Raw genomic sequence first — 23,509 nt, 5'->3', positions numbered from 1 at the left:
TCGCGAGAATGCGCCGGAGCGGGGCGGTCGTTCCCGTGTACTCGAATTTCTCCGGCGTGATGAACGACAACCGTCCGCTATCGGCCAGCATTTCGAGGGCCTGTTCGTAGAACAGGACGAACAGGTCGAAGCGCCCTTCTGCGGTGTCAAACCGGGCTTTGTAGTCCTGCTTCTCCTCCTCACTGAGTCCTTCAATCGGAACGTAGGGAGGGTTGGCGATGACGTAGTCGAACGTGTCGAAATCTGACTGGATACTGTCGTCGAGGAAGTCGCGTTCCAGCAGTTCGACGTTCTTGTCGGCGTGGTTCTCGCGGGCTTTGGTAAGATGCTCCGGGTCAAGCTCGACGCCGACACCGTCCGGTACAGGCAAATCGTTCGTGTCGCAGTAGCGGTGGACGGCGGCGATGAACGGCCCGGTACCGCAGCCGGGGTAGAGGATTGTATCGTCTTCGGTGGGTTCGTGGCCGTCGAAGAGCTTCGTGACCATGTGGTCGGCGAGGTCGTCCGGGGTGGGGACGTGCCCTTTCATTCGTCCTGGAATACCCCGACGACACTACTTAAAGGTATTTATCACTCGAGTTCCGCGAACGACTGTTGCGGGTTCTTCGACACACTCCACTCCTCCAACTGCTCGATGAACTCGTCACGCTCGTCGTGGAAGAACACCGCATCAATCTCCGACATTCCATCTTTGTTGATCTCACTACGCACGGTTTCTCTGCCGTGGTCTTCGAGGTACTGCCGACCGAGGTTCGCCACCACAACGAAGTTGATATCGTCGAAGTTCGTGTGGGCTTCGTGCGCTTCGGTTCGGAATTCTTTGAAGCGCTTCTGCTTGTCCTTCTGCTGAATAACTCGAATCTCACCAATTACATCGTACGGGTCGGACTCCGGAATGACGATGTCGGGCTCCCCGGGCAAACTATTGCCTTTCCACGCCTCATAGCCTTCCTCGTTCAGGAATTCTAAGAACTCATCCTCATATCGCATCCGGTAGAACCGCCGCTGGTCGCCTTCCCACGACTTGTAGAACGCGAACAACGCTGCTTCCATCGATAGGGACTCCGGCATTAGTTCGGCTAGGGCCTTGGCGAACGTTTGGGCGTCTTCGACGTCCTTCAGCGAGGTTTTGCGGTCACGGAATCGAGAACCGATGCCGCGCACGCCGTACTGTCGTTCGAACTCGCGATCAGGCAGTCCGGCGATTTTCTGAAACAGCGCAATCATGGCTTCGTGGTCGGCGTCGATCGCCTCCAGGAAGTCCTCGGGGTGGCGTCGCCGAACTGAATGCGTTCCTCTGGGGTTTCTTCGATGGGGAAGTGGTTTCGCAGTTCCTGTTCTGCGGTACGGGCCATCTCGTCGATGTCCTCGTACATATCGGGGAGTTCTTCTTCGGATGGGCGTGGCCAGTCGTCCATTTCGTTGCAACTGGTTACACCACCCTACTAATTGTGTCGTCTTCGCCGACAGGATAGTGCGGTTAGTTGTTGTTGACTTCGTTTCTTTATTCCTCGATTTCGTCCACAGCGACACATCTTGGCGAGTCAGTCAGCCCGATAGCACGTCTGAGTTCGTGGCCAAGAGCCAAGCAGTCGTGTTCCAACGAGGGACAGAGCATATTGATTCCCCACAGCAGGGACTCAGCGAATACGCCGGTGATGGCCAGTGACGTATGTCACTGAAACAACCATTGAGGCCTCCCCGGAACCGGTTGAATTGGACGTCGAGTGGTTGGCGGAGCACCTGACCGTGTCTCTGTCCGGTCGCACCATCACGTTCTCTCTGTGTGGTGACCGGCAGCTGGCCACGCTGGAAACCGACACTCAGCAGTAAGAACCCACTCCCGACGACATCCCGGATGCAGTGGTCGAGCACGTGCCGGGGGCTGGCGGCTGCAAGCGCCAGCTCTCGGCGAGCGCGAAGACGGCGAACACGTTCTATGGATTGGTGATGGCCAGTGAAGTCGCTACAGTACCTGCGCGAAACAGCAGAGAAACGCCGGCGAGCGCGAGAAATCCAACGCACCATCCACATGTCCACCCGCTTGCCCCTAGCGAGTGGCCGCAGGGGGAACAAGGGTTCCTCCGTGAACTATTCAAGGAAGACATCGAGGAACTGCACGAGCTCAGTACGGAGCTAGATCAACGACGATCGGAACTCAACCGGTTTGAACGCCTGCTGGTGCTCCTTCTCTGAGTGTCGCCCCGGCCACTCTTTTGACACCGCGAACTCAATCAACGAGTATGAGCGACCACGATTGTGCAGTCTGCGGAAACCCAGCTATCCGGCACGAACCCGAGACCGACGAGTGGCTCTGCGATGAACACTCGAAGGAGCGGTTCCGCGAACGTCATGGTTGACCCGGTACCGAACGAACGTTCTCTACCAGTTCTGGTAGTAAGTCTTTTACTTTAAAACAAACTAGATGTGGTAGAGAAATGCCCTCCATTGCACAGTATCATCGCGTCTCAACAGACGAACAGACACTCGACCGCCAACGCTCCGCGACCGCCACCTACGCCCAGGACACCCTCGGCGCAGACCTCGGCGAGTTGGTAAGGTACGAAGACAAAAGCACCGGCACGGACACTGACCGCAGCGGCTACCTCGAGATGATGGACGACGTCGACAACGACGAACTCGATGTCGTCGTTGCAAAGTCCGTCTCCCGGCTAGCCCGGTCGATTCGAGACCTCGACCGCACCGTCGAGCGCATCGTCGAGGAGAACAACACCGAACTTCACATCATCGACGAAGGCTTCCAGATTAAGCCCGGCGACGACGATCCCTTCCAGAAAGCCATGCTCCGTCTCCTAGGAGTGTTCGCCGAACTCGAAGCGGACATGGCACAGCAACGAGCGAAAGAAGGTCTGGCGGTGCGTCAGAAGGAAGAAGACTATCGGCACGGCCCCGCACCCCTCGGGTTCGAGAAGGACAACGGCCACCTGGTTGAAGCACCTCACTACGACGAAGTCGTAGCTGTGTTGCACGACGTAGCCACCGGAGACCTCTCGAAGCGGAAGCCTGCCGAGCGCCTCGATACCACCCGCACCACCATTCGAGCGTCAATCAACGACCGTCCTGAACTATACAACCTGGCCTGAAAGAGCCCTTGAAGATGGCTCCCACTACCCATCAACTAATTCTTCAGCTTCACTAAGACTTAAACCATTTAGCCACAACTCAACGTTCTCGTTCGACTGAATGGCCTCCACAGCCCGTTGCAAACTTTCGTCGTCACGCTCGAAATGGTATATATTCCCGTATACTATGTTATCGCCGTCGTCCAATTCCTCTATTTCATGGCAAGAAGGACAAACGGTTGTTTGCGAGATGTAGGCGTTCCGTTTACTACCACCACATAGACGGGCGGGAACCTCCTTTTCACCACAATCGTCGCAGTAAATCATCTGCTGGAGCAACTCTGCTCCACGTGATGTCGATGCAAATCCATCCGAAAGTTCCGTGATGAGGTCGGTTTCTGTCGCTTTGTCCAATATGCTCTGCCGGTGCGTACGAGGTTTCCCCATCAACGCGTGGCCCCGCTTTCGCAGGCCGTGTCCGCCGGTACCACCTTCGCCCTCAGGAATCGGCCCTTGGTAGTAGGTGTTGGTCAATAACCTCTTGATACGGTTGAGATCGAACGTACTACTGATCTTGTCCTGAATATCCTCAGGAAGGTCTTCTTCCGAATCAATCGTATCTGCCATATTACCTGCCCGTTTTTGATGAACCATTAACCCTTCTCTGCCACCGGAGGAACGATGAGTGCAGATTGGTTCTACGGCTTGAAACGGAACGCTGTAAGGTGTCCACGGATAAACATAAGTGTCCTCTCAAACAACACACGAGTGGTAACCATGTCCAGTGACCGCGTTCAACTTCGACCCAGGCTCTGACATCTACGTCGATACTACAGAAGACAACGTAACAATCCGTTTTGACGGCGACACCTTCGGCCTCAACCCAACTACAGACGGTTTCGCCGTCACAAACGACTGGAACAACCGCCACTTCACCCTCGCCTTCGAAGAGAACTCGATTCTATACCATGTCGTGCGAGAAGACGAAGACGACCGAGAAAGTGGGAAACGCGGCATGCCGCCAGAAGAGTTCGCCGCTGAGCTATACGGGTACTTCCGAGCCCTGGCTCCTGCCGTCCCGGAAGAGCAGCTGAACTTGGACTTTGTCGGTAGTGCGGACGTGGACGAAATGCAGGCCTACCTCGAGGAGCACGATGTTGTTCACGATACTGATGCAGGACTCCGCGTAGATCGAGACAGTCGTAACGAACTCGAAGAGTTACTGAACAGTGACCCTCGAACTCTCGGGGAACTATATCAGCGGGTACTAGAGCCAGTACCGTTCGAAGAGGCGACAGACCCCGAGAGTGGTGAGAATATCTTCCTGTACCCAACAGCGACGGCTATCTGGGTCTTGTTCATGTTCCCGGATGAGTATGTCGGGGTCACTACTGCGCGGGAGGCACTGGCTTTTGCAGATAAAGCTGGAGGGTCACAGATGATGGATCACGTCCTTCGCACCCTAGCTGACGGGTAATCCACAATATTCAGAATAAGCGATGAACAGCCACGTCGATATTACATTCAAGCGCCTTGAACCAACCTTTGGGTTGGCAAGAATCGATTCTCCGTTACAGAAACAGGGGTAGACGACACCGCCTCCCTCTGTACAGATTGTGTGTAACTTGCTATGATGAATTTCTCGGAACGGAAATACAACCGACAATACGCTTTCAATTATATCAGAGTATATGCATCAGCCAGTCTCCTGTGGACTTGGCTGCATTAGATCCATAACACTGCTGTCAGTACTGACCATCCCATGAGTGGAATTGTAGTAGGGCTCCCAGAGAGCCGTTTCACCTTCCTTCACAATACCATCCCACTGAGCTTGATTGAATGACTCAAGAGACTCGTACTGATTAATCAGCATATTGAAAACCAGGATAGGCTCCATTGGCGGGTGCGGAATGCGTGGCTTGTCTAGTCCGTTCGAACAATAGTGGTGTTTTTCATAAGAATCGTTGAAAGCAGAACCTGATACCTTTCCCCCCGACTGGAAATGGCAAACAGGTTTACGATCATCTGCATCATCTCCAGTATCGATATCCCAGTGGAATCGCTCAAGAATATGGTAGAAATTGTATCCTGCGTCGTATTGTTCATCTTTTTCTTCTGTTCCGGTTTCGATACAACAGTGATCTAACCCCTCTGGGAGACTCCCTCCATCGTCATCTGTTGGGTGTTGAATAGCCAGGATCAAAGACGAAGAAAACATCTCATATTCCCCATCACAGACCTCTATAATCCCTCCTAAACGAGCTTGTCCGCTTTCATGATTGAAATCACGGCCCGAACGTAGATCAAAGACCAAGTACGGGTCTGTTTCGAGAGCCCAATTATCCTCATCGCCTCTCTCTAACTGACGTCGAACGCTATCCACGGACTCTTCCACCTGATGCCCAGCACCTGGTATCTTGTCGGAGTTCTCATCCAGCTTACGGAATGCATTCTTTAGGTACTGATAGAGCTCGGGGGTTCCGGTATTTGTTCTTCCGACCAATCTGTCATAGCTCCACCAATACACGAAGGTCTTCATAAGAAGCAGCTCGGGATTGTTCAATATTGCTGCAATTGTAGTGAACTTGGAACTCAGGCTTTTGACTCGGTGACCCTGCTGCCACCGTTTGTGGTGGATGTGGTTTGTCACACGAATCGATTTCGCAGGTAGAGCGATCTGATTCAGAGACATCAAGAAGATCTGGCCCGGACTTCCAAAGCCGATCTACAGAATGATTCTGGTCGTCGGCTAATCGGTATATTTCGTCTCGAACTTTCACCCTCCACCATAGATGGTTTCTATGCGAGAAAATGCCAGTGTATTTTGCACCAGAGAGTTTTGAACTGTATTCGGCGAATTGGTGCTTCTTGATTCCGACCTTAGTTGCAGTCCACACATCGTCCCAGAGCAGACCGGGTGTCTCTAGTAACTCATGTCTCACCCAACGAGCGAACCGAAGGCTACTATCTGAATCACCCTCGTCTTCCGCCGGAAGGCCTTCAGCAAATTCCTGCGGGAGCGTAGATTGAATCTTTTCCTTGAGTTCCGTAGGAGCACCTAATAATTCAAGTATGCCATCGATACCTTCACCCTCTTTACTGCGAATCTGTTGGTAGTCCTGTATATCTTGAATTAGGTCATCATCATCAAGCCGATCAGGACTAGTGATGAGAGCAAATCTATGTTCGCCTCGCTTCTGCTCGCGCTTAAATTCTGGATTTCCATACTGGCCACTAAATGCGTAAATAGGTAGTGTCTTGAACGTATCCCGGAGAATTCCTTCGATTGAAGGCCCATCTCCTGAATATTCGTCAGTGTGAAGATACCAATCAACGAGTGCCAAATCTGGGTTTGAAGGAATCTGACCTTCTCCATTAGGCCCACCGAGGAGTTCAGAAGCAGCCTCCATTGGCCCAAGCGTAGTCACGTTAACCCGGTCGTCATTGCCGACTCCACCTCGATTTTCTTCTCGTCGCTCTTTGTCATCGTCGATCCACAGGACAGTATACTCACTCGTCATGCAGCGTCACCTCTGCTGTAGTCGCCCAGTCCTCGGAATTGATGAATTTTAGGCCGCCACCGTACTTGTTTGCAATCTCTGAAACGATACTAAGTCCAAGCCCTGATCCGGAGCCCAATTGACTCGATAACTGAGAAGGCATCTCATCTTCCAAACGGTCATATAGATTACCTTGGGGGTCACTAATAAGCGGCTCTACGATTTCTTCATGGTGTTCGGGTGGAATACCAATCCCACTATCGTGAACCCGTAAAATCACCTTGTCGCCTTCTTTTGTTCCCTCAATAAGAATACGGTTATCCTCGCCTCCATCTGCAATCACGGCTTTGATGCTGTTTGTGAGCAAATTAATCAATACGGAATACAGTTCAGTCCGATGCATTGGCGGCGTATAGAGGTTGATTGGAATATCAGTATCTATTGATATGTCGTAATCTTCTGAAATATATTCAACTGAATTGACTAGTTTCTCTACCTCCTCCTGAAGGCGTTGTGTGTCAGATTCGACATCTCCTTCCGAGTCAGTTAGTATGCCGAAGAGGTTCATTTGCTGCTCGAAGCGCTGCTTAAGTTCGTCAAGATCATCTGCAACCTCTTTGACGTGGTCGGCCTCCGGCGAAGACATCGAATCTGCAACGGAGTCAAGATCGGTCTTATTTGTTTCTAACTCCACAATGACATCTCGTAACTCATGCATGAATGAGAAGACAAATTGGTTGACTGAGAAGGCTGATCGATAGAAGTCGATTTCTTGTCTGTTCTTTTCGACAGACTTCTGAACAATTTCTGAGGCAGTCTCTACAATATTAGACATCTCCTCTTCATCTTCTTCGGTTCGTTCAGCAACTGTTTCACTAGCTTTCTGGATAACCGACACGGCCTCATCTACCGCTTTTGTGTCTGTGGAATTCGTCGAGGTTGAAGCTGACCCGGAAACAGTCGTACTTACATTCGACCCAGAACTGGAACCGCTTCCTTTCTCATCGTCGCTCGTCCAACTCGAAAGCGAGGATGTGTTTTCATCTATCCCATCTTCATCAGAAGTCGTAGATCTCCCCCCTGTTCGGTATTGTCCCCATCAGAACTCTCCGACCCGCCTTTACTTTTTTCAACCTGCTCCAAGAAATCCTCGGCTTGGTCTTGGAATTCCTCTTTTTGACGGATCGAGAGGTAGTTGCTATATTGTAACGTGAGCCACTGTAATGCCAGACGAAGACCCTCCTTCATATCCTCGAAAGTGTCATTCTGCTTGAAACCTTCGCGGTCTGTCTTCATTTCCAGATTCGCATCTGTCCCAACACCAATACGGCCAATCAAGTTCTCGTTCCGAGGATGAACCAGCATTGTTCGATTGAAATCGTTATGCAAATCCATCTTGCCGGATAAATCATCGAACTCTTCGTCAGGTGACCCTATCCGTCGAGAATAGTATCGGTCAATCCCGAGCCAGTCATCATCAGGGCCACCATAAGGGTAGACACGAAACCCGTCCCGATAAACCCGAATTCCACCATATTCTCCCGTTATTTCACTGGCACGTTCAAGGCTTAGTGTACTAGTATCCCGGAAGTGTTTCTTGTCTTTAGGAATGAACGCAATTTTAAAATCCGTGTCATCAAGTCCATCGTACCCCTTCTTTATTGTATGTGAACGCTTGCCGATTTTCTTTCCCTCGATAGAGAGTTCGATATCTCCGTTTTCATTAAACATACCTTGCATTTCACACCAGCCTGCATCATAGACCTGATCCAGTAGACTCCCTTCTCCTTGATCAAACTCCGGTGCGTCGAAGACGATGTCAAAACCAGGGTCTTCTTTATACCCTTCCCTACGCTGTTGTTGGACAACTGAAAGAGTCAGCACATTGCGCCTGAGCGTGTTGAAATCTCGTTGGTTCCATTCATCCCGAAGATCCAAGATTCGGAGAGTGACACCCGTATCAGCATTCTCAAGATATTCGACCTCCGATTCAACCGGGATCTCATCTACATCAGTATTCCGAGCGAACTCACTCCAAGGGAATTCAACGTAAGATTTGATGTATTGGTCGGAGTCCGGATCTTCCGCGATAGAAGTTAGCTCCAGGCGATATCCTAACCTCCGACAGGAAAACCGACCGATCCCCTTGTTACCGGTTTTTTCTCTTCCATATTTTTCGGTTTGGGGGTTACGGACTTTATCAGTAGTTCCAATTCGCATCCAATTTTCGTCGATCTCATCATAGGTCATCCCGACGCCGTTATCTTTGATCCGAATTTCGCTCCGCCCTTCGTTATCCTGCCGCGCATTGATGAATTGGAGTTCAACCCGCGTTGCGTCTGCGTCATAGGCGTTCTTGATCAGCTCCGCAACTGCAACATGATTCTTAGTAACGAGGTTCTCACCCAACTCCTCGAGGAGACGACTATCGATAGAGAAACTCAGATCCTCTGGACTCTGAGACATAACACTACATTGCAAGTGGGGGATTAAAACTCCGGGGTGGACTCATCCGCCAGAGATACCGAAATCTCGAAGCCAGAGATAGTATACCACGCTCCAATTCGTACGTCTCTGAGACATCAAAAATTGCCTATCATAGCGTTTCTGTGCCAGTTCTTCCTGGTTTTCGCGTTCGTCAGTCCACTAATCGCTCATCGGTTCTCTCCTCGAATTCTTGTGGAAATACGTCGTCGCAGTTGAGGCATCGATACACGGTGCCTTCGTCAATCAATAGTGCGTCACAGTCACGGGATTGGACGTTGGAGACTGTCCCAATCATCGATTCTCACCGTCACTGTCAGCGTGGTCGTAGCAGTAGTGATCTCGGTGCTTGAAATGTACGTGCACAGTCATCGTGCGTTCGCACCGAGACCCGTCATCGGTGACGCCACTACACTGCACGGTGACTTTCGTCGGGTCATTCATCGGAATCAGCCTCGTCGAGTTTCTCCCGAATGGCCTCTTCAGTCAATTCTGCAATGGTCTCCTCGTGTTGTTCAGCAAACTTCACCGCAAGCTCTCGTTCGAGTTTCTGCATGATGAGGAATATTTGCCTGTCCAACTCGTCGTATTCCCCGCGTTCGAGGTATCCTTTGATTGTTTCCGTCGCTTCGACCACTGGGTCTGTTTCAGTTTCTTCCATATAGTAACAGATAGTAATATTATAGGTAAAAACGTCACGCCCGATAGGGAGTGCTTCGCTCGATTCCTGAAGGGAGAAACGCTATAGCGTCGGTCTAGCCGGCGAGCGCTCGCCGCTCACAGGTAGTGGAGGGGCACACCTCGCTTCGCCACTGTAGCACCGTCTTCGAAATGAAGGGGTGTTGTCGAAATGAAGACCCCATCATCGAAATAAAACCAACGCGCACACCTCGCTTCATCACTGAGCGCTCACAGGCCACAGTCACGGGTCACAGTGAGACATCATAGTCCGGTGTGACCCGGACAAGTCACAGTCTCGACTCACACGCACACCTCACAGACGAAGGAACTCCCCGAGGGGAAAATTATTGACCATACCCTTTGACAGAAAGAATTGCATGCTGGAAGATCCCCGCACTGATCCTGTATCATTCGCGAACGTGATGGTCGGACTCGACAAGGCAGGCATCTCAGACGATGCGCGCCTCGAGATGTACAAACAACGGCGATTCGGCATCGACTGGGGTGTCGGGGCATCCGTCTCTACCGCAGCAAGCCCCGAGGATGACTGGGAAACATCGATGGACAATATGTACGACCTGTGTCGAGACGGCGGTCTCGTGTTCATTCCGGCCACAAACACGCCGAAAATCGAAGGTGGGCTCCTTGGCCAGGTACCTGCACATAGCGACATCGAACTGCGTGATTACGAAGCCCGAAAAGCGAGTGGGGAGAAGACGATGAAAACCCTCCAGCTCCGCCGAGTACGAGAGGTTCATCCGAACGACGGAACGGGCGTGTTCGACGAAGTGAACTGGGGACAATACACTGTACACGGGCTTGACACGCACCGAGACAAGGTCGTGGACGCCTACAAGCAACTCTACTGAACTCCCTCTCGGAACTGACTTCGCTGTAGGCGGACACATGGGACATCTCTCTTCGTCACTGTCGGCTCACCTTCTCGACTCACACTCTCAGGTCACAGTCAGGTGTGGCTCTCATATGTCACCGTCTCGACTCACAGGCACAGTCACTCGCGTCTGGCCAACGGCGCGCGCGACACCACCGCATCGCCACTCACCGGCTAGTAAAAGCGGCAAAATAATCCTCAAAAAAGAGGATTCGTGCCTTTTTGGATATAGTCCCGGGCGGATTCGAACCGCCGTCGAAGGCTGTCTTTCGCGCTCGGCACCACCGAGCACGTCCAAAGGCCCTCATGATTGGCCACTACACCACGGGACTGCACTCGGAGAAAGCAGCGCGCCGTACAAGAGTATTACCGTCTCAGTCCGCCCCCTCGCAGCTCTCCGCGAGGTAGCAACAGGCGTCTGCTTCGGCGTCGAAACAGTCCGGGCACTCGTCGGCGCGGTCGATGATGGTGTCGAGTCGCTCCGCGACGGTCTCGTCGATCACCGGTTCGAGCTGTTGGGCCTCGTTGCGGAACTCCTCGACGCCGAGGACGTTCGCCAGGAAGCGCTCGAGGATGCAGTACGTCTGGAGCGCGTTCTCCGCCTGGGTGATCCCCTCCTCGGTGAGCGAGACGCCCTTGTACTTCTCGTGTTCAGCGAGTCCCCGATCCTCCAGCTTCCCGATCATCTCGTTTGCGCTTGCGGGACTCACGTCGAGCGAGTCGGCGACACGCCCCGTCGCCGCCGGGCCGTCGTCCATCCGTTGGACAAGATAGATTGCTTTCAGGTACTGATTGGCCGTGTTCATTCGCGAGCCTCCATGATCCGGGTTACCTCCTCGACCCCCTCGGCTTCCTCGTCGCGAATCTCGGTCAACACGTCGACCACGTGCTCGCGTTCGAGCGAGAACGCCGCGTCGCTCGCCTCGATCGCGTCGATCAGGTCGTCGTAGAACTTGTAGGCCGTCTCCTCGTTACAGAGCTGGTCGTACAGCACGCCGTCGAAGTCCTCGGGCTTGGTGCGCCCGTACCGGGCCTCGACGAGCGTCTCGATGTCCTCGAAGGGGATCGAGTCGGCGTCGAGTTCGTCAACCAGTTCCTCCAGGCGTTCGCGGTGGCGTGCCGACTCCGTGGCGGCCTCCTCGAGCAGCGCTTCCACGTCGGCCTCGAGATCGCGGTCCTCCTCGGCGAGGCTCTGGTAGTGCCGGTACGCCCGAGCCTCGACGACCTCTTCGAGCACCACCCCGATCTGGAGCAGGCGCGCGAGTTGGTGGTCGGAGTCGACCCGCTGGTCGACGCTCACAGCGACCACCGCCAGTCGGCGACCGATACCGTGCTCATCAGTGCTGACTCTGGGAGGGAGGGACTTAAGCCCGGCCCTTCCGCGGGTGTACGGCGCCGATCGAACCCGGAAGTCCGAAGCCTCCCCACCTCGAACCCCCCGCGTGTCTACCCGCGACCGAACCGCACTCGCACTCGTCGTCTGGGCGGTGATGCTCTCCCAGACACTGCTGTACCCGGGTGTGGATCGGCTCGTGGCCGCGATGGGCTTCGGCAGCGGCAACTACCTCGACGCGAGCACGTGGTTCCTCGCGGCCGAGTTCGCGGCGTTCGCAGTCGCCGCCGGCGTCTGGGGCGCCGCCAGCGACACGGTCGAGCGCCGCATCCCGTTCGTCGCTGCCGGGGCCGTGCTGGGCGCCGTCGGCTACAGCGCCCTCGCGCTGCTCGGCCCCACAGCGCCCGCCTTCTGGCTCATCCTCGCCGTCCGGTTCCTGCAGGGGGCCGCGACCGTCGGCGCGTTCTCGCTGGCGATGTCGATGCTCGCCGACCTCGGCGAGGGGAACGGCCGGAACATGGGCGCCGCCGGCATCGCGATCGGAATCGGCACCGCACTCGGTGCCCCCATCGGCGGCCAGCTCTACGCCGTCGGCCCGTTCGTGCCGCTGTGGACCGGCGCCGTGTTGCTGACGCTCGTCGGCGCCGCCACGCTGCTCGTCGCCGACCGCGCCCCCGAGGGCGACCACGAGGGCGTGCGCGAGGCGCTGGGCGCGCTCCGTCGGACGCCCGCCCTCACCGTCCCGTTCGCCTTCGGCTTCGCCGACCGCATGACTGCCGGCTTCTTCGCGCTGGTTGGCACCGTCTACTTCCGGACCGCGTTCTCGCTCTCGCCGGCGGAGACGGGGATCACGCTCGCGCTGTTTTTCGCGCCGTTCGGCCTGCTACAGTACCCGTTCGGCCGGCTCTCCGACCGGTTCGGCCGCACGGCCCCCATCGTCGCCGGGTCGACGTTCTACGGCGTCGTCGTGCTGGGGATCGGCGCCGCCGACTCGGTGTTCGCCGCCCAGAGTGACGCGCTGCTGGCGGTCCAGTTCGGGATGGTCGCCGTCGGCGTCCTCGGGGCGCTGATGGCGCCGGCGACGATGGCGCTCGTCGTCGACCTCGCGCCCGAGGGCGAGCGTGGCGTGGCGCTGGGTGGGTTCAACATCGCCGGCAGCCTCGGCTTCCTCGCGGGCGTCGTCGGCGGGGGGCTGATCGCCGACGACTTCGGCTACCCCGCGGCCTTCGGCTTCGCCGGCGGCGCGGAGATCCTGCTGGCGCTGATCGCGATCCCCGCGTTCCTCCGGCTCCAGATCCGCCGCGAGAAGATGTTCAGTTAGCCTGGGCCAGTGTGGAGCTCAGCCGTCCGCGTCCTCGCTCGGCTCGAAGATGTCCTCGATCCGGCAGCCGAACTCCTCGGCCAAGTCGAACGCGAGATCCAGGGACGGGTCGTAGCGGTCGCGTTCGATCGCGTTGATGGTCTGCCGGGAGACGCCGACGGCCGCCGCGAGATCGGCCTGGCTCATCCTTCGCTCGTCCCGGCGCTCGGGGAGGTCGTTGTTCACGATCGTCGCCGCTCCACGTGCCAGTTGGCGACGCCGACGACCATCGCGACCACCACCAGCATCGTCACCATCCCCCAGACGAACCGGGACACCTCGTAGACGCCGGTGGTCTCGAGCACCGTTATCGCCGGCGCGCTGAAGATCAGTAGAGCCGCGAGGACGTTGAGCGTCAACTCGGACGCCTCCTGACTGATGCGGGCCTCGCGCTCGTCGCGGGTTCGGACCGGGGAGCGTCGCTTGATGACGAGGTACCCGACCATGCCGGCCCAGTAGACGGCGACGCCGAGGAAGACGAGCACGTCCCGTTCGAGGAGTGCCGCCGCTATCAGGAGCGCGGCGCCACCGACGATGCCCGTCCCCATCGCACTGTTCATCCAACTCCGGTACTTCTGGCGCGTCTCCAGTACGTTCGAGGTCTCGTTCATGGGAACCGAGGACGTATGGAAAGCGTCCTTTACAGTAAAGCCTACTTTACACACCACTGTAAAGCTGTCGCCGGTTACAACGAGCGGCCGTAGCCGTCGCTAAAGGGTCGAAAACGGGAGAGAGTAGAGGGAAACGCGGTGCCGCTCAGTTCCGGAGGCGTTCCTGGACGAGCGTCTCGACGTCGTCGCGGAACTCCTCGACGGCGATCTCCTCGAGCACGGGCACGAAGAAGCCCTCGACGAGCATGTTCCGTGCCTGCTCCGGGGAGATGCCCCGCGAGGTCATGTAGAACAGGTCCTGCTGGTCGACCTGTCCGACCGTCGCGGAGTGGCTGGCCTCGGTGTCGTGGTTCTTGATGATCAGCTTCGGGGAGGCGTCGGCCTCGCTCTCGTCTGAGAGCATCAGGGTGTTCTCGCGCTGGTAGGAGGAGGTGTCCCAGGCGTCGCGCCCGACGTCCTGGACGCCCTCGTACACCGAGCGCGCGGTGTCGTCGAGCACGCCGCGGGTCACGAGGTCCGCGGTGGTGTGCTCGGCGTTGTGCCAGACACGCGCGTTCACGTCGAAGTGCTGGTCCTCGTGGCCGAAGAACGAGCCCACGATCTGGGACTCGCTGCCCTCGCCGTTGAGCTCCGTCTCGACGTCGGATCGCGTGATCTGGGTGCCGAAGTTGCCCTCGATCCAGTTGATCGTGGCGTCGTCGCCCGCGATCCCGTGCTTGAGCGTGTAGCAGTAGGCGTCCTCCGAGAGGTCCTGCAGCGAGCCGAACTGGACGTTCGAGTTCGGTCCGGCCGCGACCTCGACGAGGTTGCTGAAGTAGCCTCCCTCGTCGTCGGCGGCCGACCCCTCGTCCTCGCCGGTTGCCAGCACCGGCGAGCCTTCGTCACCGATCGCTTCGAGGATCGTGACGGAGGCGCTCTCCTCGGTCACCACGAGCGTGTGGCTGAACAGCGAGTCCGAGCGCATCTCGGTCCGGATCTTCACGTCCTCGGCGTCGACGCCTTCGGGGACGTAGATCAGCGTGCCGGTCGTGAACAGCGCCGCCGACAGCGCAGTCAGGTAGTTCGTCTCCGGGTCGAGCGTCGCACCGAACTCCTCGCGGAGCAGCTCCTCGTGCTCGTCGAGAGCGGTCTCGAAGTCGAGCACTTCGACGCCCTCGGCGGTGACGCGCTCGGTCTCGTCGGACTGGTTCAGCGGATCGACGAGGCGCTCGAACTGGAGGTCGGTGAGGTTCGTCCACCGGCGGCCGGGCGTCTGAATCACGTCCGGCAGGTCGAGCTCCTCGAGCGCCTCGAGCGCGTCGAGGCGACGTTCGAGCAGCCACTCGGGTTCGTCGCGGGCCTCGGAGAGTTCGCGGACGGTGTCCGCGGTGAGACCCTGTTTGAGCGTCGTGCTCATTATCCGAGGCTCCCCTCCATCTCGAGTTCCACCAGTCGATTCAGCTCGACTGCGTACTCGATGGGCAGTTCCTCCGTGATCGGCTCGATGAAGCCGCTCACGATCATCTGCTTGGCGTCATCGTCGTCGAGCCCGCGGGTCTGGAGGTAGAAGATGTCCTCGTCGCCGATCTTCCCCACCGTCGCCTCGTGGGCCACGTCGACCTTCGACTCGTTGATCTCCATGTACGGCATCGTGTCGGAGGTCGACTCGTTGTCGAACATCAGCGCGTCACACTCGACGGCCGTCGAGGAGTTCTCGGCGCCGTCGGCGATGTGGACCAGGCCGCGGTAGTTCGTGCGGCCGCCGTCCTTGCTGATGGACTTCGACTCGATGGTGGACTTCGTCTCCGGCGCGTTGTGGTACACCTTCGCGCCGGTGTCGATGTCCTGACCCTCGCCCGCGAAGGCGATGGTGATGTGGTTGTCGCTCGCGCCGCGGCCCTTGAGGACCGTCGACGGGTAGAGCATCGTCGCCTTCGAGCCCATCGAGCCCGAGATCCACTCCATGCGCCCGTTCTGCTCGACGAGGGCGCGCTTCGTGTTGAGGTTGTACGTGTTTTTCGACCAGTTCTGCACGGTCGAGTACTGGACGTGGGCGTCCTCGCCGACGTACACCTCGACGCCGCCGGAGTGGAGGTTGAACGCGGAGTACTTCGGGGCGGAACAGCCCTCGATGTAGTGGACCTCAGAGCCCTCCTCGGCGATGATGAGCGTGTGCTCGAACTGGCCCATCCCCTCGGAGTTCATCCGGAAGTACGCCTGGACGGGCATGTCGACCGTCACGCCCTCGGGGACGTAGACGAACGAGCCGCCCGACCAGATGGCGCCGTGGAGCGCCGCGAACTTGTTGTCGCTCGGGGGACACAGTCCGTCATGAAGTGCTCCTTGACGAGCTCGGGGTGCTCGTCGACGGCCTGGTCCATGTTCATGAACACGACGCCCTTGTCCTCCCATCGCTCCAGCATGTTCTGGTAGACGACTTCGGACTCGTACTGGGCGCCGACGCCCGAGAGCGCGTTCTTCTCGGCCTCGGGGATGCCCAGCTTGTCGAAGGTGTCCTTGATGTCGTCCGGGAGGTCGGTCCAGTCGTCGACGCCGCCCCGGGTCTCGATGTCCGGACGGATGTACGGGACGATCTCGTTGATGTCCATCTCCGACAGGTCGGGCTGGCCCGGCCAGTCGGTCGGCATCGGCATCGCCTGGAACTGCTTGAGCGCGCGCAGGCGGCGCTCGCGCATCCAGTCGGGCTCGTCCTTGTCGTCGGAGATCGCGTGAATCGTCTCCTCGGTCAGCCCTTTCTCCGCCGCGTAGGCGGCCTCGGAGTCCTTCTTGAAGTCGAAGCGCTCCTCGGTATCGGTCTGTTGTAGGTGGTCCTGGTCTGAACTCATGGGTTTAAGCCGTCTCGTAGACTTCCTCGCGCACCCAGTCGTACCCCTTCTCCTCGAGCGTCTCGGCGAGTTCGGCGTCGCCCTCCATGACGACCTCGCCGTCGAGCATCACGTGGACGCGGTCGGGCTCCACGTAGTCGAGGATCCGCTGGTAGTGGGTGATCTGCAGGACGCCGGTGCCCTGCTCGTCGCGCAGTCGTTCGATCCCCTGTGCAACGTCGTTCAGGCGGTCGATGTCGAGCCCGGAGTCGATCTCGTCGAGTACGGCGATCGACGGCTCGAGGATCGCGGCCTGCAGCACCTCGTTCTGCTTCTTCTCGCCGCCGGAGAAGCCGGCGTTGAGGTAGCGCTGGGCGAAGGACCCGTCCATGTCGAGCAGCTCCATCTTCTCGCTCAGGATCTGCTGGAACTCGGCGACCCCGATCTCGCCGTCGTCGGCGGGACCCTCCATCGGCGAGGTCTCGTAGCCCTCGTCCTCCTCCTCCTCGGCGTCGGCTTCGTCCTCGTCCTCGAAGAGCTCCTCGCGCTCCTCGAGTTTGGCGTTGAGCGCCTGCCGGAGGAAGTTCGTCATGGTGACACCCTCGATCTCGGCGGGGTACTGGAAGGCGAGGAAGATCCCCAGCGCGGCCCGCTCGTTGGGTTCGAGGTCGAGCAGGTCCCACGCCATCTCGTCCTCGTCGGCGTCGACGTCTTCGACGTCCTCCTCCTCGAGGTGGAGGACGATCTCGCCGTCGGTCACTTCGTAGGCCGGGTGGCCCGCGATGACCTTGGCGGTCGTGGACTTGCCCGACCCGTTCGGACCCATCAGGGCGTGGATCTCCCCGGAGTTGACCTCCAGGTCGACCCCGCGAAGGATTCGCTCTCCGTTCTCGGCGACTTCCGCGTGTAGGTTGTTGATTTCGAGTGTAGCCATTCGTAGCCTCGTGGGGGTACATCGGGGTGTCGCACGCATGAACGTTACGCATCACCCCCCGACCGTTTTTCAGGAAGGAAAGAAATGTTTTCCCTTCAGAAAACTCCGGGCTGTGTCGTGGCGCTCGAGGGTCGCCAGGATCAGCTAGCTGAACCGGCATTCTGCGGGGCTGGAGTGAGAGACGCCGGCTATCGCGGCACTCTCGCGGACTACCCGAAAGGGGTTTCCCGGTCCGGGCCGCGGATCCCGGCAATGCAGTATCTCGCCGTGCTCGTCTGGTTGGCGGTGTTCGCCGGGGTGGCGGTGTTGGGGTACCCACTCGCGGCCCGGCTGTTCGCCCGGTTCCGAAGCCGGGGCGTCGGGTTCGCCCTCCCGGTGGCGCTTGTGACGATCTGGCTCCCGGTGTACTGGCTGGGGAAACTCTCCTTCGGGCCGCTCACGGTGGCTGCCGGCGTCGCCGTCCTCGTCGCCCTCGCCGCGGCGCTTGGACTCGACCGCGACGCGCTCCGGAACGGTGAACCGCGGCTCGCGGGCGATCTCGGCGTCGATCGGCGTGTCGTCGCCGAAACCGCGGTCGTGTTCGTCGCCGCGTTCCTCCTTTTGATCGCGATCCGGAGCGTCGATCCGGCGGTCCACGCCAGCGGCGGCGAGAAGTATCTCGACTTCGGGATGCTCCGGACGTTACTGCGGTCGGGGACGCTCCCGCCCGAGGACTTCTGGTTCGCGGGCGAGTCGGTGCAGTACTACTACGGCGGCCACCTCGTCGCGGCGATCCTGACCTACCTGACCGGCACGGCGCCGGCGTTGGCGTACAATCTCGCGCTCGCGGGGTTCTACGCGATGCTCGTCACCGCGGCGTACGACCTCGCGAGCAACGTCGCTGCCGAGCGCGGCGTCGATCCCCGGCTTGGCGGCGCGTTCGCGGCCTTCTTCGTCGGCTTCGCGAGCAACCTCGCTACGGTCGGTCGCCTCCTCCTCGGGCTCCTCCCCGCGGGGATCCGTGAGTCGATCGCGCCCGGGATCGAGTCGCTCCCGCTCTCCGGCGAGGGGTTCAGCTACTGGAACGCCAGCCGCATCATCTCCGACTCCGTCGACGGCGCGACGTTCCCGACGATCAACGAGTTCCCGCTGTTCGCGTGGCTCAACGGCGACATGCACGCCCACATGATGGGGACGCCGTTCCTGCTGCTCGCGGCTGCGCTGGGGTTCGCCCTCTACCTGACCCCCGCCGACGAGCGTCGGCGCCGGCTGAGCCTGCTCGCAGTCGTCCCCCTGCTCGGACAGTTCCAGATCGTCACGAGCACGTGGAGTTTCCCCTCCGTGTTCGGCGTCACCTACCTCGCGCTGGCGCTCGCGCCCGCAGACCCCACGGCCCTCCTCCCGCGCGGCGCCGCCGAGCGCATCCGGGCGGCCCGCGGCCGGGCAGCCGACTCCCTGGGGAATGACGACACGGCCGCCCGCGCGCTCGCTGAGCTCGAACGCCTGGTCGTGCCGCTGGGCGTCGTCGGCGCGCTCGGCGCCGTCGCGGCCGTGCTCGCGGCGCCGTTTCTCGCGGGGACGATGACGGGCGGGAGCAGTCGGACGATCGAGTTCCTCCCGGCCGCGGCCCGCAGCGGCGTCCTCGAACTGTTCGCGGTTCACGGCGGGTTCCTCGTCGTGTTCGGGCTCTACCTGCTCGGGCGAGTCGCACGCGACCGGCGCTGGTCGCTGGCGCTCGCGATCGGTGCCGTCGCCGTCGTCACCGTCGCCCTTCCGCTCGACGTGCTGGCGTTCACGCTGCCGCTGTTGATCGTCGGCTGGGCCGTCCTCCGGTTCCGCGACGCCGGCTACGAGACCGTCCTGATCGTCGCCGGCGCGGGGCTGGTGACTATCGTCGAGTTCGTGTTCGTCAACGAGCAGGCCGGGCCGCTCCGGATGAACACGGTGTTCAAGACGTACATGCAGATCTGGGTGTTCTGGGGCGTCGCCGCCGGCGCCGCCGTCGCCGGGCTAGTCGGGCGTGCGACACGGGCGGTCCGGGGCGCAGACCGCCCCGCGCTGGGTCGTGGCGTCGCCGTCCCGGTGCTAGTCGCCGCGCTCGTCGTGTCCACGTCGCTCTACGGCGGCTTCGCGCTCTCGGGGCACTTCGCCGGCTCCCAGGACCCGACGCTCGACGCCACCTCGATGCCCAGTTGGTACGACGAGAGCGAACTCGCGGCGGTCGACTGGCTCGACCGAACCGCCGACGGCGAGACGGTGATCGTCTCCGCACCCGGCACCGGCGGCGAGCCCGGAATGTACAGCTGGGACGCCGCGATCGGCGCCAGCCTCACCGGCGTCCCGACGGTTGCCGGCTGGGCCCACGAAGTCGGCTACCGGGGGCCAGACGCGTACTACGGCCGGGCGGAGGCCGTCGACGCGCTCTACACTGGGTCGCCAGCGGAGGCGGCGTCGGTGATCCGCGAGCACGACGTTGAGTACGTCTGGGTTGGCGCCGCCGAGCGCGCTCGGTACGGCACCGACCTGGTGAACTTCAGCGATCGCGCGGGGTACGAACCCGCGTTCGTCGAGGGGGACGTGGTCGTGTACGAAGTGACGGCGTCCGAGCTCCCCGAGTGAGTGGCCGCCGGCGTTACGCGTCCGGAACGGCGTACACCTCGACCGTCTCGCGTGTCAGCACGACCGGGTGCTGCCAGATGACGATCTCGAGGCGGATCGCCGTCTCCGCGGCGAGCAGCTCGTCGACGGCGTCAGTCGCGACGTGATCGTACAGCGTCCTCTCGCGCGCCTGAACGTCGGGTTCGAGGGCCTCGAACGCCCCGATCAGCGCCTCGACAGCGGTCTCGCCGCCACTGATCGAGTACGTGACCAACCGCTCGGTCAGTGGGGGACCGTATCGCGTCGATCGGGAACCATACTCAGTCCCCCTCACGCCGAAAATAAAGGTGTACTGGGTCACCCGAAACAGTCCACTGGGCCGCCCGCTTCGGACAGCGATCGACTCAGACGTTCAGCGGGTTCTTCTCGCTCACGATCTCGACGTCCTCGGCGTCGACGCTCTCGGTGTCGAGCCAGTGTGGGACGTACTGCCGTTTGTCGTACGTCTCGCGGTCCTCCTCGGTCCCGACCGTACACCAGAGCTGGGGCTCGTCAGGGCCGTGCCAGTCGCCCTGTTTGTTCACGCCGAAACAGATCAGCTCCTCCCCGTCGACCTCGATAACGTCGTCGCGTCGGACTCCCGCGTCGCCGTGGACGATGAGCTGCTTCATGCCCCTGGGTTCGCCGAGACGTTCCTTAACCGCTTCGCTCCCCCGCCGGTCGAGACCAAACGGGTTTTAAGCAAGTCTCCCGAACTCGCCAGCAAGAGGCGAATATCCATGGAGATGCCACGCCGCATGAACACGTACTGTCCGCACTGTGACGCTCACCACGAACACGAGGTCGAGAAGGTTCGATCCGGCCGCCAGACCGGCATGAAGTGGGCCGCCCGCCAGCAGAAGCGCGGCAAGAAGGTCATCGGGAACTCCGGGAAGTTCTCGAAGGTGCCGGCCGGCAACAAGCCGACCAAGAAGACCCACCTGAAGTACATCTGCTCGGACTGCAACAAAGCGCACATGCGAGAAGGGTGGCGGACCGGCCGCCTGGAGTTCCAGGAATGACGGGGAGCTTCATCACGGTGGTCTGCCCGGACTGCGAGAACGAGCAGATCGTCTTCCAGAACGCGTCCACGACGGTCAACTGTGCCGTCTGTGGCACCACGCTGGCGACGCCCACCGGGGGAAAGCCGCCATCAACGGCGAAGTCGCCGACGTCGTCGAGGCGCGATAGCTCCAGATGGCGGGGAACGAGTGGCCCGAACCGGGTGAGCTCGTAGTCGGGACCGTCGACGAGATCGCCGACTTCGGCGTGTTCGTCGACATGGAGGGCTACGAGCACCGCGGGCTGGTCCACATCTCGGAGGTCGCCTCCGGGTGGATCAAGAACGTCCGCGACCACGTCAGCGTCGGCCGCACGGTCGTCGCGAAAGTGCTCGAGGTCGACGAGTCGGCCCAGCAGGTCGACCTCTCGCTGAAGGACGTGAACGAGCACCAGCGCAAGGAGACGATCCAGCGCTGGAAGAACCAGCAGAAAGCCGACAAGTGGATGGAACTCGCCTTCGGCGAGGACCACGGCCGCGACGACGTAGTCGAGTCGCTGCTGGTCGCGTACGACTCGCTGTACGAGGCGTTCGAGGAGGCCGCCGTCCACGGGATGGAGGCGCTCGACGACGTCTCGCTCGACGACGAGGACGCGCAAGCGGTCGTCCAGACCGCCCGCGAGAACGTCTCGGTGCCGTACGTCAACGTCACCGGCTACGTGGACATCCGCTCGCCCGGCCCCGACGGCGTCGACGACGTGAAGGAGGCGCTCCGGGCCGCCGCCGGCGAGGGTGACCACGACGTTCCCGAGGAGGTCGAACTCGAGGTCTCCTACGTCGGCGCCCCGGAGTACCGCATCGAGGTACAGGCGCCCGACTACAAGACCGCAGAGGCCGAACTCGAGGCCGCCGCGGCCCGCGCCGAAACCGCGATCGAGGCGCTCGGCGGCACCGCCGAGTACCACCGCGAGCGAAGGGAAGACGACGAATGACGAAGTCGGACATCCACGTCTGTTCGGCGTGGGAGTCCGAACACGAGCGACCCGTCTACACGCTTTCTTCGACGTGTCCCGACTGCGGCGCCGAGGCGATCAACTCCGCCCCGGCGCCGTTCGATCCCGCGGACCCCTACGGCGAGTACCGCCGGCGGGCCCGCGACGCCGGGCCTGACACGAACTGAGGGTTTCGACGCACCTTTACCCGCCGGTGGACCATTCGCGTGTATGGATCCCATCGACATCGAGACCGTCGCGGACCCCGATCTCCGGGAGCCCGTACTGGTCGAGGGGCTGCCCGGCGTCGGTCACGTCGGCAAACTCGCCGCCGAGCACCTGCTTGAGGAGTTCGAGAGCACGCTCGTCCGGCGCGTGTACGCGGACGAGTTCCCCCCGCAGGTCGACGTGGACGACGACGGCGTCGCCTCGCTGACCCACGCCTCCTTCCACGCCGTCGACCTCTCCTCGCCGACACCGACCGACGTGGACGAGGACGACGACGAGGCTGAAGACGGTGACGAGGAAGCCGACGCTGACGACGAGAACCCCGAAGGCGACGCGCTCGCCGACGGCGGCGCGGTCGACGAGGCGGAGGACGGTGAGGAAGGCGAGAACGGCGACGAAGACGACGATCCCGGCACGGTCCCCACCGACCGCGATCTGCTCGTGCTCACCGGCAACCACCAGGCCGGGAGCAACAAGGGCCACTACCAGCTGACGGAGGCGTTCCTCGACGTGGCCGAGGGGTTCGGCGTCGAGGAAGCCTACGCGCTGGGCGGCGTGCCGACGGGCGAGCTCATCGAGGAGCACAACGTCCTCGGCGCCGTCAGCGAGCCCGCACTCACCGACTCGCTTTCGGACGCCGGCGTGGAGTTCCGTGGCGACGAGCCGGCCGGCGGCATCGTCGGCGTTTCGGGGCTACTGCTCGGCCTCGGCGGCCGCCGCGACCTCGACGTGGCCTGCCTGATGGGCGAGACCAGCGGTTACCTCGTCGACCCCAAAAGCGCGCAGGCGGTGCTGGAGACGCTCGAACAGCAGCTCGACTTCCGCGTCGACTTCGCCGCGCTGGAGAAGCGCGCCGAGGAGATGGAGGAAGTCGTAAGCAAGATTCAGCAGATGCAGGAGGGCAGCGGCGCCGGCCCCAGCGACGAGGAGCTGCGCTACATCGGCTGAGCGGCGAGCGGCTGACCCGGGAGAACTAAGTTCGGGCGCGCTC

Annotated in this window: 26 protein-coding genes, 1 tRNA gene and 3 pseudogenes; 11 read left to right on the top strand and 19 right to left on the bottom strand. The window is 60.2% G+C overall.

Annotated features, from left to right (window positions below; all coding sequences use genetic code 11):
* Window positions 1-22: 22 nt before the first annotated feature.
* The 3 genes and pseudogenes from SY89_RS18185 to SY89_RS17155 form a co-directional block, all read right to left on the bottom strand.
* Window positions 23-487: pseudogene (locus SY89_RS18185) on the bottom strand (Eco57I restriction-modification methylase domain-containing protein); the annotation flags it as partial.
* 83 nt (window positions 488-570) lie between these two features.
* Window positions 571-1,227 (bottom strand): hypothetical protein, encoded by a 657-nt coding sequence (locus SY89_RS06795; protein ID WP_054583644.1) that lies wholly within the window; start codon window positions 1,225-1,227, stop codon window positions 571-573.
* Entirely contained in the window at window positions 1,224-1,418 is a 195-nt protein-coding gene (locus SY89_RS17155; RefSeq protein ID WP_054583643.1) for a hypothetical protein, read from the bottom strand. Before SY89_RS17155 ends, SY89_RS06795 begins: the two co-directional genes overlap by 4 nt.
* 445 nt (window positions 1,419-1,863) lie before the next feature.
* Here SY89_RS17155 and SY89_RS16490 point away from each other — a divergent pair, with 445 nt between their 5' ends.
* Both SY89_RS16490 and SY89_RS06785 read left to right on the top strand, forming a co-directional pair.
* Window positions 1,864-2,196, top strand: coding sequence for a hypothetical protein (locus SY89_RS16490; protein WP_144427157.1), 333 nt, complete (start codon window positions 1,864-1,866; stop codon window positions 2,194-2,196).
* Between the two features lie 242 nt (window positions 2,197-2,438).
* Window positions 2,439-3,104: a recombinase family protein gene (locus SY89_RS06785; protein ID WP_054583642.1), complete on the top strand. Its 666-nt coding sequence runs from the start codon at window positions 2,439-2,441 to the stop codon at window positions 3,102-3,104.
* A gap of 24 nt (window positions 3,105-3,128) precedes the next feature.
* Here SY89_RS06785 and SY89_RS15830 read toward each other — a convergent pair whose 3' ends face one another.
* Window positions 3,129-3,710 (bottom strand): hypothetical protein, encoded by a 582-nt coding sequence (locus SY89_RS15830; protein WP_080506619.1) that lies wholly within the window; start codon window positions 3,708-3,710, stop codon window positions 3,129-3,131.
* Window positions 3,711-3,867: 157 nt separating this feature from the next.
* Between SY89_RS15830 and SY89_RS06780 the strand changes: the two genes are divergently transcribed.
* Window positions 3,868-4,560: a hypothetical protein gene (locus tag SY89_RS06780; RefSeq protein ID WP_054583641.1), complete on the top strand. Its 693-nt coding sequence runs from the start codon at window positions 3,868-3,870 to the stop codon at window positions 4,558-4,560.
* Window positions 4,561-4,779: 219 nt separating this feature from the next.
* Here the strand turns inward: SY89_RS06780 and SY89_RS16485 are convergent, their stop codons facing one another.
* From SY89_RS16485 to SY89_RS06755, 5 genes are all read right to left on the bottom strand, one after another.
* Window positions 4,780-5,622 carry a hypothetical protein gene (locus SY89_RS16485; protein WP_144427156.1) on the bottom strand — a complete coding sequence of 281 codons (843 nt, stop codon included), beginning with the start codon at window positions 5,620-5,622 and terminating at the stop codon, window positions 4,780-4,782.
* The gene (locus SY89_RS16480; RefSeq protein WP_144427155.1) at window positions 5,591-6,511 is read right to left on the bottom strand and encodes a hypothetical protein; all 921 of its coding nucleotides are present in this window, start codon (window positions 6,509-6,511) and stop codon (window positions 5,591-5,593) included. Before SY89_RS16480 ends, SY89_RS16485 begins: the two co-directional genes overlap by 32 nt.
* Window positions 6,512-6,593: 82 nt before the next feature.
* Window positions 6,594-7,481, bottom strand: a complete 888-nt coding sequence (locus SY89_RS15825) for a sensor histidine kinase (protein WP_144427154.1) — start codon at window positions 7,479-7,481, stop codon at window positions 6,594-6,596.
* A gap of 146 nt (window positions 7,482-7,627) precedes the next feature.
* A complete protein-coding gene (locus SY89_RS15820) occupies window positions 7,628-8,992 on the bottom strand; it encodes an ATP-binding protein (RefSeq protein WP_189319123.1) in 1,365 nt (454 codons plus the stop codon).
* Between the two features lie 511 nt (window positions 8,993-9,503).
* Window positions 9,504-9,728 (bottom strand): hypothetical protein, encoded by a 225-nt coding sequence (locus SY89_RS06755; RefSeq protein WP_054583636.1) that lies wholly within the window; start codon window positions 9,726-9,728, stop codon window positions 9,504-9,506.
* A 397-nt stretch (window positions 9,729-10,125) separates the two neighbouring features.
* On the opposite strand from SY89_RS06755, the gene SY89_RS06750 reads away from it, so the two are divergent.
* Complete coding sequence (locus tag SY89_RS06750; RefSeq protein ID WP_054583635.1) at window positions 10,126-10,617, top strand: hypothetical protein; 492 nt, start codon at window positions 10,126-10,128, stop codon at window positions 10,615-10,617.
* A 252-nt stretch (window positions 10,618-10,869) separates the two neighbouring features.
* Here SY89_RS06750 and SY89_RS06745 read toward each other — a convergent pair.
* The 3 genes from SY89_RS06745 to SY89_RS06735 all read right to left on the bottom strand — a co-directional run bounded on the left by SY89_RS06745 (window position 10,870) and on the right by SY89_RS06735 (window position 11,940).
* Window positions 10,870-10,972: transfer RNA gene (locus tag SY89_RS06745), tRNA-Gln, on the bottom strand.
* Window positions 10,973-11,014: 42 nt separating this feature from the next.
* Window positions 11,015-11,446 (bottom strand): metal-dependent transcriptional regulator, encoded by a 432-nt coding sequence (locus SY89_RS06740; protein ID WP_054583634.1) that lies wholly within the window; start codon window positions 11,444-11,446, stop codon window positions 11,015-11,017.
* On the bottom strand, window positions 11,443-11,940 hold the full coding sequence (locus SY89_RS06735; RefSeq protein WP_054584681.1) for a ferritin family protein: 498 nt from the start codon (window positions 11,938-11,940) through the stop codon (window positions 11,443-11,445). The genes SY89_RS06740 and SY89_RS06735 overlap by 4 nt, the downstream gene beginning before the upstream one ends.
* A gap of 142 nt (window positions 11,941-12,082) precedes the next feature.
* Between SY89_RS06735 and SY89_RS06730 the strand changes: the two genes are divergently transcribed.
* Window positions 12,083-13,294 (top strand): MFS transporter, encoded by a 1,212-nt coding sequence (locus SY89_RS06730; protein WP_239685529.1) that lies wholly within the window; start codon window positions 12,083-12,085, stop codon window positions 13,292-13,294.
* 18 nt (window positions 13,295-13,312) lie between these two features.
* Here SY89_RS06730 and SY89_RS06725 read toward each other — a convergent pair whose 3' ends face one another.
* From SY89_RS06725 to SY89_RS06705, 5 genes and pseudogenes are all read right to left on the bottom strand, one after another.
* Window positions 13,313-13,519: a helix-turn-helix transcriptional regulator gene (locus tag SY89_RS06725; protein ID WP_054583633.1), complete on the bottom strand. Its 207-nt coding sequence runs from the start codon at window positions 13,517-13,519 to the stop codon at window positions 13,313-13,315.
* Window positions 13,516-13,944, bottom strand: a complete 429-nt coding sequence (locus SY89_RS06720; RefSeq protein ID WP_054583632.1) for a DUF2178 domain-containing protein — start codon at window positions 13,942-13,944, stop codon at window positions 13,516-13,518. The genes SY89_RS06725 and SY89_RS06720 overlap by 4 nt, the downstream gene beginning before the upstream one ends.
* A gap of 145 nt (window positions 13,945-14,089) precedes the next feature.
* A complete protein-coding gene (sufD, locus tag SY89_RS06715; RefSeq protein WP_054583631.1) occupies window positions 14,090-15,340 on the bottom strand; it encodes a Fe-S cluster assembly protein SufD in 1,251 nt (416 codons plus the stop codon).
* Window positions 15,340-16,769, bottom strand: a pseudogene (gene sufB, locus SY89_RS06710) (Fe-S cluster assembly protein SufB). Before sufB ends, sufD begins: the two are co-directional and overlap by 1 nt.
* A 4-nt stretch (window positions 16,770-16,773) precedes the next feature.
* Entirely contained in the window at window positions 16,774-17,682 is a 909-nt protein-coding gene (locus tag SY89_RS06705; RefSeq protein ID WP_054583630.1) for an ABC transporter ATP-binding protein, read from the bottom strand.
* Window positions 17,683-17,934: 252 nt separating this feature from the next.
* Between SY89_RS06705 and SY89_RS06700 the strand changes: the two genes are divergently transcribed.
* A complete protein-coding gene (locus tag SY89_RS06700) occupies window positions 17,935-20,280 on the top strand; it encodes a DUF2298 domain-containing protein (RefSeq protein ID WP_054583629.1) in 2,346 nt (781 codons plus the stop codon).
* A 13-nt stretch (window positions 20,281-20,293) separates the two neighbouring features.
* Here SY89_RS06700 and SY89_RS06695 read toward each other — a convergent pair whose 3' ends face one another.
* Window positions 20,294-20,533, bottom strand: a complete 240-nt coding sequence (locus SY89_RS06695) for a hypothetical protein (RefSeq protein WP_054583628.1) — start codon at window positions 20,531-20,533, stop codon at window positions 20,294-20,296.
* Between the two features lie 130 nt (window positions 20,534-20,663).
* Window positions 20,664-20,930 carry an HAH_0734 family protein gene (locus tag SY89_RS06690; protein ID WP_054583627.1) on the bottom strand — a complete coding sequence of 89 codons (267 nt, stop codon included), beginning with the start codon at window positions 20,928-20,930 and terminating at the stop codon, window positions 20,664-20,666.
* 108 nt (window positions 20,931-21,038) lie between these two features.
* Between SY89_RS06690 and SY89_RS06685 the strand changes: the two genes are divergently transcribed.
* From SY89_RS06685 to SY89_RS06670, 5 genes and pseudogenes are all read left to right on the top strand, one after another.
* A complete protein-coding gene (locus SY89_RS06685; RefSeq protein WP_049980957.1) occupies window positions 21,039-21,320 on the top strand; it encodes a 50S ribosomal protein L44e in 282 nt (93 codons plus the stop codon).
* Window positions 21,317-21,489: pseudogene (locus SY89_RS15815) on the top strand (30S ribosomal protein S27e). The gene SY89_RS06685 and the pseudogene SY89_RS15815 overlap by 4 nt, the downstream one beginning before the upstream one ends.
* A gap of 6 nt (window positions 21,490-21,495) precedes the next feature.
* Window positions 21,496-22,290 carry a translation initiation factor IF-2 subunit alpha gene (locus tag SY89_RS06680; RefSeq protein WP_054583626.1) on the top strand — a complete coding sequence of 265 codons (795 nt, stop codon included), beginning with the start codon at window positions 21,496-21,498 and terminating at the stop codon, window positions 22,288-22,290.
* Window positions 22,287-22,478 (top strand): RNA-protein complex protein Nop10, encoded by a 192-nt coding sequence (locus SY89_RS06675; protein ID WP_054583625.1) that lies wholly within the window; start codon window positions 22,287-22,289, stop codon window positions 22,476-22,478. Before SY89_RS06680 ends, SY89_RS06675 begins: the two co-directional genes overlap by 4 nt.
* Window positions 22,479-22,521: 43 nt before the next feature.
* Window positions 22,522-23,466 carry a PAC2 family protein gene (locus SY89_RS06670; protein WP_054583624.1) on the top strand — a complete coding sequence of 315 codons (945 nt, stop codon included), beginning with the start codon at window positions 22,522-22,524 and terminating at the stop codon, window positions 23,464-23,466.
* The last annotated feature ends 43 nt before the right edge of the window (window positions 23,467-23,509 follow it).

Origin of the sequence: Halolamina pelagica (genome assembly GCF_001307315.1) — an archaeon.
Taxonomy (GTDB): Archaea; Halobacteriota; Halobacteria; order Halobacteriales; family Haloferacaceae; genus Halolamina; species Halolamina pelagica_B.
The sequence above is the reverse complement of the archived record's forward strand: the minus strand, read 5'-3'. Positions and strand labels throughout refer to the sequence as shown.

What these genes read in the sequence shown, in the direction of transcription:
- SY89_RS06795 (WP_054583644.1), bottom strand. Translation starts at nt 1,227, where the DNA reads ATGATTGCGCTGTTTCAGAAAATCGCCGGACTGCCTGATCGCGAGTTC.
- SY89_RS17155 (WP_054583643.1), bottom strand. Translation starts at nt 1,418, where the DNA reads ATGGACGACTGGCCACGCCCATCCGAAGAAGAACTCCCCGATATGTAC.
- SY89_RS06785 (WP_054583642.1), top strand. Translation starts at nt 2,439, where the DNA reads ATGCCCTCCATTGCACAGTATCATCGCGTCTCAACAGACGAACAGACA.
- SY89_RS15830 (WP_080506619.1), bottom strand. Translation starts at nt 3,710, where the DNA reads ATGGCAGATACGATTGATTCGGAAGAAGACCTTCCTGAGGATATTCAG.
- SY89_RS16485 (WP_144427156.1), bottom strand. Translation starts at nt 5,622, where the DNA reads ATGAAGACCTTCGTGTATTGGTGGAGCTATGACAGATTGGTCGGAAGA.
- SY89_RS06755 (WP_054583636.1), bottom strand. Translation starts at nt 9,728, where the DNA reads ATGGAAGAAACTGAAACAGACCCAGTGGTCGAAGCGACGGAAACAATC.
- SY89_RS06750 (WP_054583635.1), top strand. Translation starts at nt 10,126, where the DNA reads ATGCTGGAAGATCCCCGCACTGATCCTGTATCATTCGCGAACGTGATG.
- SY89_RS06740 (WP_054583634.1), bottom strand. Translation starts at nt 11,446, where the DNA reads ATGAACACGGCCAATCAGTACCTGAAAGCAATCTATCTTGTCCAACGG.
- SY89_RS06720 (WP_054583632.1), bottom strand. Translation starts at nt 13,944, where the DNA reads ATGAACGAGACCTCGAACGTACTGGAGACGCGCCAGAAGTACCGGAGT.
- sufD (WP_054583631.1), bottom strand. Translation starts at nt 15,340, where the DNA reads ATGAGCACGACGCTCAAACAGGGTCTCACCGCGGACACCGTCCGCGAA.
- SY89_RS06705 (WP_054583630.1), bottom strand. Translation starts at nt 17,682, where the DNA reads ATGGCTACACTCGAAATCAACAACCTACACGCGGAAGTCGCCGAGAAC.
- SY89_RS06700 (WP_054583629.1), top strand. Translation starts at nt 17,935, where the DNA reads ATGCAGTATCTCGCCGTGCTCGTCTGGTTGGCGGTGTTCGCCGGGGTG.
- SY89_RS06690 (WP_054583627.1), bottom strand. Translation starts at nt 20,930, where the DNA reads ATGAAGCAGCTCATCGTCCACGGCGACGCGGGAGTCCGACGCGACGAC.
- SY89_RS06685 (WP_049980957.1), top strand. Translation starts at nt 21,039, where the DNA reads ATGGAGATGCCACGCCGCATGAACACGTACTGTCCGCACTGTGACGCT.
- SY89_RS06680 (WP_054583626.1), top strand. Translation starts at nt 21,496, where the DNA reads ATGGCGGGGAACGAGTGGCCCGAACCGGGTGAGCTCGTAGTCGGGACC.
- SY89_RS06675 (WP_054583625.1), top strand. Translation starts at nt 22,287, where the DNA reads ATGACGAAGTCGGACATCCACGTCTGTTCGGCGTGGGAGTCCGAACAC.
- SY89_RS06670 (WP_054583624.1), top strand. Translation starts at nt 22,522, where the DNA reads ATGGATCCCATCGACATCGAGACCGTCGCGGACCCCGATCTCCGGGAG.